The organism is Actinomadura xylanilytica, assembly GCF_030283145.1.
Lineage (GTDB): Bacteria > Actinomycetota > Actinomycetes > Streptosporangiales > Streptosporangiaceae > Spirillospora > Spirillospora xylanilytica.
Window position 1 is genome coordinate 670,316 of record NZ_JASNWE010000001.1, and the last position, 14,792, is coordinate 685,107.

13 protein-coding genes and 1 pseudogene are annotated in these 14,792 nt (G+C 74.3%); 4 read left to right on the forward strand and 10 right to left on the reverse strand.

The window, feature by feature from the left end:
• Positions 1–43: 43 nt before the first annotated feature.
• Complete coding sequence (locus tag QP090_RS03135; protein WP_285936912.1) at positions 44–895, forward strand: deoxyribonuclease IV; 852 nt, start codon at positions 44–46, stop codon at positions 893–895.
• A gap of 509 nt (positions 896–1,404) precedes the next feature.
• Here the strand turns inward: QP090_RS03135 and QP090_RS03140 are convergent.
• The 5 genes from QP090_RS03140 to QP090_RS03160 form a co-directional block, all read right to left on the reverse strand.
• Positions 1,405–3,114, reverse strand: a complete 1,710-nt coding sequence (locus tag QP090_RS03140; protein ID WP_432763027.1) for a sodium/solute symporter — start codon at positions 3,112–3,114, stop codon at positions 1,405–1,407.
• Between the two features lie 5 nt (positions 3,115–3,119).
• A complete protein-coding gene (locus QP090_RS03145; protein WP_285936914.1) occupies positions 3,120–3,518 on the reverse strand; it encodes a hypothetical protein in 399 nt (132 codons plus the stop codon).
• Positions 3,511–4,404: a LytR/AlgR family response regulator transcription factor gene (locus QP090_RS03150; protein ID WP_349666471.1), complete on the reverse strand. Its 894-nt coding sequence runs from the start codon at positions 4,402–4,404 to the stop codon at positions 3,511–3,513. Before QP090_RS03150 ends, QP090_RS03145 begins: the two co-directional genes overlap by 8 nt.
• A 74-nt stretch (positions 4,405–4,478) precedes the next feature.
• Entirely contained in the window at positions 4,479–5,738 is a 1,260-nt protein-coding gene (locus QP090_RS03155) for a histidine kinase (RefSeq protein ID WP_285936915.1), read from the reverse strand.
• A 63-nt stretch (positions 5,739–5,801) separates the two neighbouring features.
• The gene (locus QP090_RS03160; RefSeq protein ID WP_285936916.1) at positions 5,802–6,425 is read right to left on the reverse strand and encodes a sulfite oxidase-like oxidoreductase; all 624 of its coding nucleotides are present in this window, start codon (positions 6,423–6,425) and stop codon (positions 5,802–5,804) included.
• Between the two features lie 327 nt (positions 6,426–6,752).
• Here QP090_RS03160 and aroF point away from each other — a divergent pair, with 327 nt between their 5' ends.
• The 3 genes from aroF (at position 6,753) to QP090_RS03175 (ending at position 10,055) form a co-directional block, all read left to right on the forward strand.
• On the forward strand, positions 6,753–7,793 hold the full coding sequence (aroF, locus tag QP090_RS03165; protein ID WP_285936917.1) for a 3-deoxy-7-phosphoheptulonate synthase: 1,041 nt from the start codon (positions 6,753–6,755) through the stop codon (positions 7,791–7,793).
• Between the two features lie 360 nt (positions 7,794–8,153).
• Positions 8,154–9,065, forward strand: coding sequence for a DMT family transporter (locus QP090_RS03170; RefSeq protein WP_285936918.1), 912 nt, complete (start codon positions 8,154–8,156; stop codon positions 9,063–9,065).
• Positions 9,066–9,119: 54 nt separating this feature from the next.
• The gene (locus tag QP090_RS03175) at positions 9,120–10,055 is read left to right on the forward strand and encodes a DUF5954 family protein (RefSeq protein WP_285936919.1); all 936 of its coding nucleotides are present in this window, start codon (positions 9,120–9,122) and stop codon (positions 10,053–10,055) included.
• Between the two features lie 84 nt (positions 10,056–10,139).
• Here QP090_RS03175 and thiI read toward each other — a convergent pair whose 3' ends face one another.
• The 5 genes and pseudogenes from thiI to QP090_RS03205 form a co-directional block, all read right to left on the reverse strand.
• Positions 10,140–11,375 (reverse strand): tRNA uracil 4-sulfurtransferase ThiI, encoded by a 1,236-nt coding sequence (thiI, locus tag QP090_RS03180; protein WP_285936920.1) that lies wholly within the window; start codon positions 11,373–11,375, stop codon positions 10,140–10,142.
• Positions 11,376–11,645: 270 nt separating this feature from the next.
• On the reverse strand, positions 11,646–12,671 hold the full coding sequence (locus QP090_RS03185) for a 6-phosphofructokinase (protein ID WP_285936921.1): 1,026 nt from the start codon (positions 12,669–12,671) through the stop codon (positions 11,646–11,648).
• Positions 12,672–12,824: 153 nt separating this feature from the next.
• Positions 12,825–13,319, reverse strand: coding sequence for an SCO6045 C-terminal-like domain-containing protein (locus QP090_RS03190; protein WP_285936922.1), 495 nt, complete (start codon positions 13,317–13,319; stop codon positions 12,825–12,827).
• A pseudogene (locus tag QP090_RS37605) lies at positions 13,316–14,076 on the reverse strand (MbnB/TglH/ChrH family RiPP precursor modification enzyme). The gene QP090_RS03190 and the pseudogene QP090_RS37605 overlap by 4 nt, the downstream one beginning before the upstream one ends.
• A 54-nt stretch (positions 14,077–14,130) precedes the next feature.
• Positions 14,131–14,769, reverse strand: a complete 639-nt coding sequence (locus QP090_RS03205) for a response regulator (RefSeq protein WP_285938556.1) — start codon at positions 14,767–14,769, stop codon at positions 14,131–14,133.
• Positions 14,770–14,792 lie beyond the last annotated feature (23 nt).

Consider the following 14,792-nt stretch of genomic DNA (forward strand, 5'->3'; position numbering starts at 1 on the left):
CCTGTCCGATCCTGTCGGGGCGGGCGGCTAGGCTGTGCCGACTATGACCTCAACGCACAGCCCCGTGGGGGGCCACGTCCCGGTGGCCGGGGGCATCGCCACGGGCGGCCTGAAGTACGCCGCCGAGATCGGCGCCGAGACGATCCAGGTGTTCGTGTCCAACCCGCGCGGCTGGGCCCTGCCCGAGGGCAAGCCCGCCGAGGACGCCAGGCTCCGCGAGCGCGACGACGTCCCCGTCTACGTGCACGCCCCGTACCTGGTCAACTTCGGCTCGCCCAGCGAGGAGACCCTCGCCAAGTCGCTGCGGACCGTCCGGCACTCGCTGCTGCGCGGCCACGCCATCGGCGCCCGCGGCGTCGTCGTGCACACCGGGTCGGCGGTCAGCCAGACCTACGACGAGGCCATGGCGCAGGTGCACGAGCACGTGCTGCCGCTCCTGGAGGAGATCCCGGACGACGGGCCCGACCTGCTGCTGGAGCCGATGGCCGGGCAGGGCGCCATGCTGTGCGCCAAGGTGCAGGACCTCGGCCCGTTCTTCGAACGGCTGGAGCACCACCCCAAGCTCGGGGTGTGCTTCGACACCTGCCACGCCTTCGCCGCCGGGCACGACCTGGCCGCGCCGGACGGCGTCCAGGAGACCATGGACGCGCTCACCGCCACCGTCGGCGAGGGGCGGCTCAAGCTGATCCACGCCAACGACTCCAAGGACGCCTGCGGCTCGGCCAAGGACCGGCACGAGAACATCGGCGCCGGGCAGATCGGCGAGAAGCCGTTCGCCGCGCTGTTCCGGCACCCCGCGGTGGCGGGCGTGCCGTTCGTGATCGAGACGCCCGGACGGAGCGCCGAGCCGCACCGCGCCGACATCGACGCCCTCAAGCGCCTCCGCGACGGCTGAGCCCCGGGGCCGGGCTCTCCCACCCCCAGGCCCGGGGCCTCTCGTACGCCCGCCGCGGCCCGTCCCTCTCGGACGGGCCGCGGCGGTGTCATGCGTAAAAAAGAGCTCGGACGCTGCTGGACAACCCCCCGACTGTCCAGCAGCGCCCGAGCTGCTGGTCGCCGGATCCCACCCCCCCGGTACGGGATCCGGCGACTTACGACCCGGCGGACGACTCGCGTGCGCCGGATCTCCAGATGTGCTCTTGTCGGGGTCTTCGCGCCGGCGGGCGTCGATCCGCCCTGCCGCCGCCCGCTCCCCCGAAGCGGTGGTGCGTGTGGTGCCACTGAGAACACTAGAGGTCATGCCACCGCCTCCGGGGGGTGGAAACGCCACCCTCGACCAACGGTGCGTAGTCAGCGCTGTACGTTGCGTAGTCGTACGGTGAGCGGTCGGTTCGGCGGGACGAGCGGTCGCCGGCCCGCCACGGGAACGGTCCACAGACTCCGGCCCCGGCCGCGTACGGCCCGTCATCGGGTCACCACGTCCTCGGGAAGGTGCAGCCGCGCCATCGCGCGGTCGGCGCGGCGCGGGATCCGCCGCCGCGTCAGCAGCGACACCGCGACCATCACCGCGAACGACAGCGGCGCGACGACCATCGCCGGCTGCGCCAGCACCATCGCCGGCCAGCCGTGCAGGGTCCGGCCGAGCAGCCGCGCCAGGCCCGCCACGACGGCCAGGCCGCCGCCCAGGACCAGCCCGGCCCCGGCCCCGGCCGGGGTCAGGCCGCGCCACCAGATGCCCAGCACCAGCAGCGGGCACAGCGAGCACGCCGAGATGCCCAGCGCCAGCGCGACCAGCGCGCCCGCGCTCTCCTGGCCGACCCGGGAGACCATGGTCAGCGGGACCGCGAGCGCGAACACCACCCCCAGGCGGAAGGCGGTGATGCCGCCGCGCCCGTTCAGGCACTGCGAGGCGGTGCCGGCGATCGCCACCACCAGCCCGCAGGAGGTGGAGATGAACGCGGCGAACGCGCCCGCTGCGATCAGCCCGGTCAGCATCGCGCCCACGGCGCCCGGCGCGAGGCGCTGCGGCAGCATGAGGATCGTCGCATCGGTGTCGCCGGTCATGAGCAGCTCGGGCGTGTAGAGGCGGCCGAGCGCCCCGTACAGGATCGGGAACACGTAGAACAGCGACAGCAGCGCCGGCACCATCGCAGCGGTCCGGCGCGCGGCCCGTCCGCAGGAGTTGGTGTAGAAGCGCATCAGGATGTGGGGCAGCCCCATGGTCCCGAGGAGGACGGCCAGCAGCGCCGAGTACGTCGCATACAGCCCGTGGTCCTCGCCGCGTCCGAACGGCATGGCCCAGGTGTCGCCGTCCTGCGCGGGCAGCCGTTCGACGTGCGGCACCGTCGCGCCCGCGGGGAAGGCGAGCTCGGTGCCCGCGCTCAGCGAGTGCCGGCCCGGGTCCAGCGCCACCCGGTCGCCGTCGTAGGCCGCGCCGTCCACCACGCCCCGCGCCGCCACCAGGACGGCCGCGGGCATCCGCACCGCCACCCCGGTCTCGACCCGGACGGTGGTGGCGCGGCCGAATCCGGGCAGCCGGTCGCCGGTCGGGTCGGCGGCGCCGTCCAGGTGCCACAGCGACAGCAGCGCCACCGCGGGCACCGCCATCGCGACCAGCTTCACCCAGAACTGCACGGCCTGGACCGCGGTGACGTTGCGCATGCCGCCCGACGTCACCAGGGCGGCGGACACGCCGACCACCAGCGCCCAGCCGATCCAGACCGGCGCGCCGGTCAGCACCCGCAGCGTGATGCCCGCGCCCCGGAACTGCGGCAGCAGGTAGAACCAGCCGATGAAGCAGACGCACGCGGTGACGATCCAGCGCACCGCGCGCGAGCCGAGCCGCCATTCGGCGAAGTCGGAGATGGTGTAGGCGCCCGAGCGGCGCAGCGGCGCGGTGACCAGGGCGAGCAGCAGGACGTACCCGGCGGTCGCGCCGATCGGCAGCCACAGCATGTCCGCGCCGTAGGCCAGCACCAGCCCGGCGCTGCCGAGGAACGCGGCGGCCGAGATGTACTCGCCGCCGATCGCCGTGGCGTTCCAGAGCGGGGTGACGCCGCGGGAGGCCACCAGGAAGTCGGAGGTGGTCTGGGTGGTGCGCCGCCCGTACGAGCCGAGGACGGTCATCATGCCGAGCACGGCGACCAGCGCGATGAGCGAGGCCGCCACCGCCATCACGATCACGGCCGGCCGACCAGCCGGACGAAGTCCCGCTCGATCCGCTCGGCCCGCCGGACGTGCCGGGCCCCGGTGAGCACCCAGACCGGCTGGATGCCGAGCGCCAGCACGAGCCAGGACACCGGCACACCGTGCAGCCGGGCCCGGCAGAGCGCGGGCGTCACGTCCAGCAGCAGCGGCAGCCCCGCGACCACCCCGGCGACGATCGCGACGGTGGCCGCGGCGGCGCGGAGCTGCGCGCGGACGAGCGCCCGCGCGAACAGGGCGCCGAGCTCGGTCTGCTCGTCCAGGTCGTCGGCGATGCTCCAGCCGTCGCCGGGCGGCGGGACGGTCCCGGAGGCCACCGACCGCGCCCGGTGGGTGCGCACGCTCGACACCGCGACCCGCCGGTCCTCATTCACCGTGCTCCCCGGGCCGCCGCCCCCCGTCGCGCTCACGCTCACGGTCGGGCTCGCGGTCACGGTCGCCGTCCGTGTGCTCGCCGGTGCCGGGGCCCGTGCCGCGGAGATGCTCGTCGCCGCCCTGGTCGTTGTGGCGGAACCGGCGGACGAGCAGGTCGCGCACCTCGCGCGTGTGGCGGCGGCTTACCGGGAGCAACTCGTCCCCGATCTGGACGGCGGCACGGCCCCCGTCGAAGCGCAGCTCGGTGATGTGTGCGGACGCGACGAGCGTGCTGCGGTGGATCCGGATGAACCCGGCCTCCTCCCAGCGCCGGGCGAGCGCGGCCAGCGGCATCCGGACCAGGTAGCTGCCCTCGGCCGTGTGCAACCGCACGTAGTCGCCCTGGGCCTCCACGTGCGAGACCGCCCGGCGCGACACCAGCCGGGTGCGTCCGCCCAGCTCGACCGGGATCGTCTCGTCCTCGGGCGGACGCTCCGGCGCCGCGCCGTCCCCCCCGTGGGCGGGCCGGTGCACCGCCTCGTCGACCCGCCGGACGGCTTCGGCGAGCCGCTCCCGGCGGACCGGCTTGAGCAGGTAGTCCAGCGCCCCGAGCTCGTACGCGGCGACGGCGCAGTCGTCGTGCGCGGTCACGAACACCACGTGCGGCGGCGCCGCGAACCCGGTCAGCAGCCGGGTGAAGTCCAGGCCGTCCAGGCCGGGCATGCGGATGTCGAGGAAGACCGCGTCGAGCCGCTCGCCCGCGACCAGCATCCGGGACAGGTCGCGCAGCGCCTCGGCGGCCTCCCGGGCGCCGGAGACCTGCCCGATCCGCGGATCCTCCCTGAGCAGGAAGGACAGCTCCTCGAGGGCGGGAAGTTCATCGTCGACGGCCAGCACGCGCAGCATACGAGGACCCTGTCGCGATTACCGTCCGTCCGCAATCAGAATCACAATGTGAGCACAATGCCGGGGCGGAGGTGTCAGTCCGGAAAGACCCCCGGACGGTACTTCGGCACCCGCAGGCTCACCTTGGCGCCCGCGCCCGGCGCGGTCTCGACGGTCAGCCCGTACTCGTCCCCGTACACCTGCCGCATGCGCTCGTCCACGTTCGCGAGCCCGATGCCCGCCCCGGCGCCGGTGCCCGCGCCGCCGCGCCGGTCGCGCCCCGCGCCCCCGGCCGAGAGGATCTCCGCCAGCCGCTCGGGCTCCATCCCCACCCCGTCGTCCTCCACGCTGATCGCCGCCTCCGCGCCGGAGTCGCGGGCCACGATCTTGATGTGGAACGGGGTGCGCGCGCCCTCCATCCCGTGCCGGATCGCGTTCTCGACCAGCGGCTGGAGCGACAGGAACGGCACCGCGACCGGCAGCACCTCCGGGGCGACCTCCACGCTGAACTGGAGCCGCTCGCCGAAACGGGCCCGTTCCAGCAGCAGGTAGCGGTCGATGGAGCGCAGCTCGTCGGCGAGGGTGGTGAAGTCGCGCGGGTTGCGGAAGGAGTAGCGCGCGAAGTCGGCGAAGTCGAGCAGCAGCTCCCGGGCCCGCTCGGGGTCGGTGCGGACGAACGAGGCGATCGTGGTCAGCGAGTTGTAGACGAAGTGCGGCGAGATCTGCGCCCGCAGCGCCCGCATCTCGGCCTCGGCGAGCCGGGCCCGCGAGGAGTCCAGCTCGGCGAGCTCGAGCTGGCTGGACACCCACTTGGCCACCTCCCCCACGGCCCGCACCCGTGAGGTGGACATGCCGGGGCCGTACGCCGCGAGCACCCCCTCGACCCGTCCCTCGACCGCCAGCGGCGCGACCGTGGCGACCTTGATCCGGCACAGCGGGTCATCGCAGGCGAGCAGGTCGGGGTTCACCACCCGGGGCCGTCCGGTGGCCAGCACCTGCTGTGCGTGGATCAGCGCGGACGCGGCGTGCCGGGCCTCGCCCGCCCCGTCCCAGACCAGCAGGCCGGCGGGATCGGCCGGATCGGCGGGATCCGCGCTCACCAGCGCGACCGCCTCGGCGCCGAGCAGCGACCGCAGGTGCCGCGCGGCCTTGCGCGCGGAGTCCTGGGTCAGCCCGGCGCGCAGGGACGGCGACGCGCGCGAGATCAGGTGCAGGGTCGCGAACGTGGCCTCGTCGGCCGGCGTCCCGAACCCGCGCCGGCGGGACGGGAGCCAGCGGCGCAGAACGCAGCAGCCCGCGACGGCGCCCGAGAGCACGGCGCCGGCCACGACCCCCGAAACAGGCGGTATGACCATGACGACTCACGGTAATGGCCGCCCCGTCCCGGCGCAGTGGATTCGCGCTGCCGGACGGGCGTGTCACAGCGGCGGGGCCTCGCCGTCGTCCTCCTGATAGGAGTAGCGCTGCTCCTGCCACGGATCGGCCACGTTGTGGTAGCCGCGCTCCTCCCAGAAGCCGCGCCGGTCCTTGACCAGGTACTCGATCGCGCGGACCCACTTGACGCTCTTCCACGCGTACAGGTGCGGCACGACGATGCGGATGGGGAAGCCGTGGTCGGGGCTGAGCCGCTCGCCGTCGCGGTGGGTGGCGAACATGGTCCCCTCGGCCAGGAAGTCGGCCATCCGGATGTTGGCGCTGTAGCCGTACTCCGCCCACACCATCACGTGCGTGGCGTCCGGCTCGGGCGGCGCCAGCTCGATGATCGCCGAGCCAGCCACGCCCTCCCACTCGTTGCCCGGGATGGTGAACTTGGTCACGCAGTGGAAGTCGGCGACGGCCTTGATCCGCGGCAGGGCCTCGAACTCGTCCCACGTCCAGGCGTACTGCCCGCCCGACTCGGTGGCGCCGAAGACGCGGAAGTCCCAGGTCTTGGGGCGGAACTTGGGGACCGGGCCGTAGTGCAGCACCGGCCAGCCGCGGGGAACGTACTGACCGGGCGGCAACGCCCTTGGCTCTGATGAGGGCTGATCGGGGTGGGACATGACGCGGCCATCCTGCCATCCGACGTGAGCTGAGCCATATTCGGGGTGCGGGCCGGAGGGCGCCGCCGCGGCGTCGCAATGTCCGCCATTCGGACGGAACGGGGACGGGCACCCCAGGTGGTCGCCCGATCGGCTACTCTCTCTTCCATGCGCACCGTCGTTTATTTCTTTTGGTACGACCGGCCCGGGAGGCTGGTCTGCCAGACGATGCGCTGACAGACCACAAGGCGAGAAGCCCCGGGCCGCGATGGCCCGGGGCTTTTCGTCGTTTCAGGGGTTCTTCACGGGGGTCCGCCGGACGCCCGCAGGATGAGGAGAGGCAGCAACATGGTCGTCGTCATGGCCCCGGGGGCCACCGAGGCAGATATCAAGGGCGTCGTCTCACTGGTCGAGACGGCGGGGGGCGACGCCTTCGTCAGCCGCGGGGTGGAGCGCACCATCGTCGGCCTGGTCGGGGACGTCCAGCAGTTCGGCTCGCTCAACCTGCGCGGGCTGCGCGGGGTCAGCGACGTGGTCCGCATCTCGGCGCCCTACAAGCTGGTGAGCCGGGAGAACCACGGCGAGCGCTCGGTGGTGCGGGTCGGCGGAGTCCCGATCGGGCCCGGCACGATGACCCTGATCGCCGGGCCGTGCGCGGTGGAGACCCCCGAGCAGACCCTCCAGGCCGCGCAGATGGCGCAGGCCGCGGGCGCCACGCTGCTGCGCGGCGGCGCGTTCAAGCCGCGCACCTCGCCGTACGCCTTCCAGGGGCTCGGCGAGGCCGGGCTGCGGATCCTCGCCGACGTGCGGGCCGAGACCGGGCTGCCGATCGTCACCGAGGTGGTGAACGCCGCCGACGTCGAGCTGGTCGCCTCCTACGCCGACATGTTGCAGATCGGCACCCGCAACACGCAGAACTTCGCGCTGCTCCAGGCGGCGGGCGAGGCCGGCAAGCCGGTCATGCTGAAGCGCGGTATGAGCGGCACCATCGAGGAATGGCTGATGTCGGCCGAGTACATCGCGCAGCGCGGCAACCTCGACATCGTGCTGTGCGAGCGCGGCATCCGCACCTTCGAGCGGGCCACCCGCAACACCCTGGACATCTCGGCGGTGCCGGTCGCGCAGCGGCTGTCCCACCTGCCGGTGATCGTCGACCCGTCGCACTCGGGCGGCAGCCGCGACCTGGTGCTGCCGCTGACCAGGGCGGGCATCGCGGTCGGCGCGGACGGCGTGATCATCGACGTGCACCCGCACCCGGAGACCGCGCTGTGCGACGGCCCCCAGGCCCTGGTCGACGGCGACCTGCGCGAGCTGGCCAAGCTGGTGCGCGAGCTGCCGCCCATCGTCGGCCGCGCACTCACCGAGGCCCCCGACGGCGTCCCCGCCTGACCGGGCCCACCTGACCGAGCCTGCTTGACCGCTCCGCTCCGACCGTCCCGCCCGGCCGTCCCCGCCCGGCCGTCGCCGCCCCGCCCGCTCCCGCTCGGCGGCGGCCTGCGCGGTCGTCCCCGTCCGGCCGCCGTGACCGCCCGCCCGCGCGGGCCGTCCGGTCACGGCGGCTGCTAGGGTCCGGAATATGACGTATTGGACCGCGAACTGTGGGCCGCCCCGCTCCTGACGGGGCGCGGCACCACTCCCTGAGTTCCTCCCGGCCCGGTGCGGGCATCCGCCCCGGCCGTGTTCTCCTGCGCCCCGAATCCGGATGATCCTTCCTTCCGATTCGAGCCTCAGGAGCGGTACTCCGTGTCCGTGCGCACTTCTCTCAAGCAACGCACCACCCTTTCGACCCGCCGCGCCGGCGGCGCCCGTCCGGGCGGCAGCGCCGAGATCCTCGCCGCCGCCTTCCTGTGGGGCACCGCGGGCCCCGTCTCCACCCTGGCGCCGGGCGGGGCGTCCACCGTCGGGGTCTCGTCCGTCCGGATGGTGGTCGGCGGCCTGCTGCTGTTCTCCCTCGCGGCCCTCACCTCCCGCGGGCGCGGCCTGCGGGCGATGCTGGCCAGGGACGGCCGCACCAGGGCGATGCTCGCCGTGGGCGCGGTCTGCGCCGCGCTCTACCAGACCGCCTACTACGCGGCGCTCGCCCGGACGGGGGTCGCGGTCGCGACCGTCGTCGCGCTCGGCTGCGCGCCGGCCTTCACCGGGCTGATCGCGCGGACGGGCCTGTCCCGCCGCTGGCTCGCGTCCACGGTGGGCGCGGTGGCCGGGTGCGCGCTGCTCGTGGGCGGGGGCGGCGGATCGGGCGCCGACCCGGTCGGCGTGCTGCTCGCCCTGCTGTGCGGGCTGGTCTACGCCGTGTACACCACGATCACCTCGCGGCTGATCGCCGGGGGCGAGGAGCCGCGGGCGGTCACCGGCGCGCTGTTCGGGGGCGCGGCGCTGCTGCTGGCCCCCGCGCTGTTCGTGCTGGCCCCCGGCTGGATCCTGGCCGGGACGGGGCTGCTGATCACCTGCTACCTCGGGGTGCTCACCATCGCCCTGGCGTACACGCTGTTCGCCCGGGGGCTGCGCACCACGCCGGCCGCCACCGCGACGACGCTGACGCTCGCCGAGCCCGCCGTCGCGGCGCTCATCGGGCTGACGCTGCTCGGCGAGGATCTGGGCGGGCTCGCCGCCGGCGGGCTCGCGCTGCTGGCCGCGAGCCTGGTCGTGCTGGTCGTCTGAGAAATTGGTCTGAACCACTCGCCAGGGCCGGGCACGGCGGGGATGATGTCCGGCATGACAACGGGCGATGGGGACGCCGGCGGCCGGCTGTTCCCCGATGACCTGGACGGCGTCGATCCGGTGGCCGCGGTGATCCTCGCCGACGCCTGCCGCGCCATCGCCGCCTACCCGGACCTGGTCGCGGTGGGCGCGCTGTTCACCGCGGCCGAGCGGGTCCCCGGCGGATGGCGGATCGTGTGCGACTGCGATCCGGTCCCGCAGGGCGCGCGGGAGCTGCTCGGCTTCCATCTGGACGACCTGGCGGCCCCGGCCGGCGGCGCGGCCGGGCGCGAGCTGCGGGCCATGGCCGGGGCGGTGCAGGACGAGGCGCGCGACGAGGTGACCGCGGCCGGACGGCGGTTCCGCGTGGTGCGGATCGAGCAGCTCGTCCGCACCGGCCCGGACGGCCCCGAGCCGCCCCGTCCCACCGATCTCGACCCGCGCCCCGGCGCGGACGGCCGGGGCGGCATGGGCGGCGCGGGCGGCATGGGCGGCGGGCTCGGACGCCTCGACGGCCTGCTGCCCGACGAGCAGCACGCGCCCGAGATCGCCACGGCCGAGCTGCTGTGCCAGGTGCTGGACGCCGCGGCCCGCGTGGGGCCCGAGCCGTCCGGAGCGTTCCTGACGCCGCTGTCGCTCGCGCCCGCGTTCACCGTCGCCGAACGGTACGAGGGGCGCTGGCGGCCGGTGGGCCGGCTGCACGGCACGCCGGGACTGGCCCGCGACGCGCTCGCCACCTACTTCCGGCACGTGGTGCCCGCGGTGGAGCGGCCGGACGGCGCCGACCTGGCCGGCTACGCCGAGGCCGCCGGCCTGATGTCCGACGGGAGCCGCCGCAACGGCATCGAGGTCGCGGGCCGCCGGTTCCGCGTCGTGCGGATCGAGCGGATCACCCTGATGGGCCCGGACGGACCGGAGCCGCCCCGTCCCACCGACTTCGACGCCCGCTAGCGTCCGGGGCGCGGCCCGGAGGCAGGGGCCGCTCTCCCGGATCGGCGGCCGGGACCCGTGCCAGGGTCAGGGGCAGGGTCCGGGTCAGGAGGCGGCGTCGTCGCCGTAGACCGGGCGGTGCTCCTGCACGGACTCGGCGAGCCGGTCGGCCAGCTCGCCCACGTCGAGCCGCTTCTCGATCTGGCGGAGGTCGTCGATCTTGGCCTTGGTCTCGGCCCGCCGCGGGGCCAGCATGGTGCAGCAGTCCTCGTCGGGCAGCTCGGAGATCGACAGGGTCGAGATCCGGCGCGCCTGGTCCATGATCTCGACCTTGTCCATGCCGACCAGCGGGCGCAGGATGGGCAGCTCGACCGCGTCGTCCAGCGCGGTGATGTTGGTCAGCGTCTGGCTGCTGACCTGGCCGAGTGCATCCCCGGTGATCAGCGCGGAGCCGCGCAGCCGGCGGGCCAGCACCTCGCCGGTGCGCAGCATCAGCCGGCGCTGCGCGATGACCGCGAGCCGGTCCGCGCCCGACGACTTGATCTGCTGCTGGGCCTTGCCGAAGGGCACCACGAACAGCCGCGAGCCGCCCTGGAACTTGTCGAGCTCGCGGACCAGCGCGTACGCCTTGTAGATCGATTCCGGGCCGGTGAACGGCATCCCGGAGAAGTGCAGGTAGTCGACCCGCAGGCCGCGCCGCATCATCCGGTAGGCGGCCACGGGCGAGTCGATGCCGCCCGACATCAGCACCAGGGCCCGGCCGCTCATCCCGACCGGCAGCCCGCCCTGGCCGGCCAGTCCGCCGGAGTAGACGAACGCCTCGTCGCGGTCGATCTCGATCGACAGCGTGTGGTCGGGGTTCTTGAGCCGGACCGGCAGCCCGTAGGCGTCGGCGATCCGGCCGCCGACGAGCCGGTCGAGCTCGGTGGAGGTCAGCGGGAAGCGCTTGTCGCGGCGGCGGGACCGCACCGCGAAGGTGCCCGAGCGCCCCTCCATCAGCTCCAGCGCGGCGCGCTCGACGCTCTCCACGTCCTTGCCGACCCGCCAGGCGCGGTGCGCCCACACGATGCCCATGACGTCGGTGATGCGCTGGGCAAGGCGGTCGACGGTGACGACGTCGGCGTCCTTGGTGCGGACGATGAACACGCCGTGGCGGCGGATGACGTCGACCCGCGCGATCGACCGGACCGCCGCGCGCACGTTGTCGGCGAGCCGCCGCTCGAACAGCTCGCGGTTCTTGCCCTTGAGGACGACCTCGCCCAGCTTGATCAGCACGCACGGCTCGCCGCCGACCGGCGACCGCTCCGGGACGACTGCGGCCGGGACGTCGAGCGTGGTCATGCGGGGTCCTCCTGGTGGGGGTGGGTCTCGCTCCGCGACGCGGAGGGGTGCCGGCCTCTAGTGTGGCCCACAGTTCGCAACGCCGCGACCCATCATGCTGTTCCCCGTCCGAGGTGGACGGGGAGGCGCGAAAGGGGACGCCCCGGAGGCCCTGTGCGGGCTCCGGGGCGTCCCCGTGGTCGGCATCCGCGGCCGGTATTCCGTGGCCGGTGTTCCGTGGCCGGCGCCTCCGTGATCGGCGTCACGTGGGCGGCGGCGCGGCCGGGGTGCTCAGCCGAAGAAGACCTCGGCCTCGGCGTAGCGTCCCGGCGGGACGGTCTTGAGCTCCTTGGTGGCCTCGTCGAGCCCGACGCGGACGATGTCGGTGCCCTGGAGGGCGACCATCTTGCCGAAGTCGCCGTCGCGCACCGCGTCGATGGCCTGGAGGCCGAAGCGGGTGGCCAGCACGCGGTCGAACGCGCTGGGGGTGCCGCCGCGCTGGATGTGCCCGAGCACGGTCGCGCGGGCCTCCTTGCCGGTGCGCTTCTCGATCTCGTCGGCGAGGGCCTGGCCGATGCCGCCGAGCCGGACGTGGCCGAACGCGTCGCGCTCGCCGGTCTGGAGCTCCATCTGGCCGTCCATCGGGTGCGCGCCCTCCGACACCACGATGATCGGGGCGTAGCGGGTCTTGAACCGGCTCTCCACGTACTCCACGACCTTGCCGATGTCGAACGGCCGCTCGGGGATGAGGATCACGTTGGCGCCGGCGGCCATCCCGGCGTGCAGCGCGATCCAGCCCGCGTGCCGGCCCATCACCTCGCAGATCAGCGCCCGGTGGTGGCTCTCGGCGGTGGTGTGCAGCCGGTCGATCGCCTCCATCGCGATGTTGACCGCGGTGTCGAAGCCGAAGGTGAGGTCGGTGGCGTTCAGGTCGTTGTCGATGGTCTTGGGGACCCCGATCACGTTGACGCCGTTGGCGTACAGCTCGCCGGCGACGCCGAGGGTGTCCTCGCCGCCGATGGCGATCAGCGCGTCCACCCCGAGCCCGGCCAGGTTGTCCTTGATCCGCTCGACGCCGCCGTCGACCTTGATCGGGTTCGTCCGGGACGACCCGAGGATGGTGCCGCCGCGGGGCAGGATGCCGCGCACGGCCTGCACGTCGAGGGCCACGGTGTCGCCCTCCAGCGGGCCGCGCCAGCCGGACCGGAAGCCGACGAACTCGTACCCGAAGACCTGCACGCCCTTGCGCACCACGGCGCGGATGACGGCGTTCAGACCGGGGCAGTCCCCGCCTCCGGTCAGCACTCCGACGCGCATGCCCTCTCCCTCTCCTGACACCGGGCTCCTCCCTCGACTGGTGCGGCCAGCCTAGTAGCCGGGGGTCGGTCGCACCGAGCATTCGGCGATCACCCCGGCGTGCCGCATTGGTCTAGACCATAGTGCGCCGGGGGCCGTCCGGCCCCCGATTCCTCAACGGGGCAGGGCCGGGGCGAGCACGCGCACGCGTCCGAGGACCTGGACCGCGAGACCGCCCGGGACGCGCCGCACGGCCGCGCGCCGGCGGCGTGGCGCGCTCGCGCCGTCGTAGGCCCAGCGCGCCTCGGTCAGGGCCAGCTCCCTCGCCGCGGACGGCGACAGCCCGGCACGGTGATCGCGGGCGAAGTCCCAGGCGTCGCGGACGGACCCGCTGGTGGGCCGCTCGGCCGCCCACCGGGCGAACGCGTCGTTCCAGCCGTCGCCGAACGAGCCGGCCAGCAGGGGCCACGCGCGGGCGACCTCCCCGGCCCGCTTGCGCAGGATGCTCCGGGCCGCCGCCCCGACATCGCCGGGATCGAAGCCGGCGGGCAGCGGCCCTCCAGCGGTCATCGCGCGGACGAGCGCCTCCTGCGCGGCGGCCAGCCCGGCGTCGAGAGGCCCGCCGTCCGGGCCCGCGACGTCCGGCCCCGCGCCGTCCGGGCCGGTCACGTGACCGCCGCCATCCCGGCGGCGTCCGCGATGGCGTCGAGCTCGGCGCGCAGCTCGCCGGCGGGCGGGTAGCGGCCGTCGCGTTCGAGCAGGAAGCCCGGTGGACGATGCCGTCCGCACAGCTCCGCGATCAGGTCGAGGACCTCCGCCGGCACCGGCGCGGTGTGGGTGTCGTGATACCGCCCGCCCTGCTGGACGCCCCCGGCGACGTGGCAGTACGCGACCCGCTCGAGCGGGAGCCGGTCGAGCAGCGCGAGGGGTCCTCGCCGCGGTTGCGGGCGTTGGCGTACACGTTGGCGACGTCCAGCAGGAGCAGCGCGCCGGTGCGTTCGAGCAGCTCGGTGAGGAAGTCGCCCTCCTCGTACTCGGCGTCCGGCCAGTCGAACAGCGCCGTGATGGGCTCGACGGCCAGCGGCACCGGCAGCTCGGCGCGCGTCCGGCGGATGTTGGCGGTGAGCACGTCCAGCGCGGCCCGGGTCCGCGGCACGGGCAGCAGGTGCCCGGCCTCGACGCCGCCCGCCCGGACGAACGCGACGTGCTCGCTGACCAGCGGCGCCCCGAGGGCCTGCGCGCATCCGGCCAGGTGCGCGACCCGTCCGGCCTCGACGGGCTCCGCACCGCCCAGCGACAGCCGCACCCCGTGCGGGACGACCGCCACGCCGCGCTCGCGCAGGGCGACCAGGTCGCGCGGCGGGTGGTCGAGGTGGACCGACTCGGCCACCACCTCGGCGAAGCCGAGACCGGGAAGCGCGCTCACGAACCCCGAGATCTCGGGCCGCCACCCGATCCCTGAATCGCGGGCCGGGTTCGGTCAGTCCTCTTGGTCGAGGCCCTTCTCGATGGCGTAGCGGACGAGCTCGACCCGGTTGTGCAGCTGGAGCTTGCCGAGGGTGTTCTGGACGTGGTTCTGGACGGTGCGATGGGACAGCACCAGGCGCTGCGCGATCTGCTTGTAGGTGAGGCCCTTGGCGACGAGGCGGAGCACCTCGGTCTCGCGGTCGGTCAGGCGGGGCGCGTCGTCCTCCTCCCGGCGCGGGGCTGCGGCGAGGCGCCGGTACTCGCCGAGGACGAGGCCGGCCAGGCCGGGGGTGAAGACCGCGTCGCCGTCGCCGGTGCGCCGGACCGCGTCGAGGAACTCCTCGCGCGCGGCGGACTTGAGCAGGTAGCCGGTCGCGCCGGCCTTGACCGCCTCCAAGACGTCCTGCTGCTCGCCGCTGGCCGAGAGCACCAGGACCCGGACGGGCGGGTCGGCCGCGACCAGGTGGCGGGTCACCTCGACGCCGCTGATGTCGGGAAGCTGAAGGTCGACGACCGCGACCCGCGGCCGGGCCGCGGCGGCGATGCGGACCGCGGTGCGCCCGTCGCCGGCCGTCGCCACCACGTCGTGCCCGGCCTCGGCCAGGTCGCGGGCGACCGCCTCGCGCCACATCGGATGGTCGTCGACGACCATCACCCTGAGGGGAACGTCAGTCA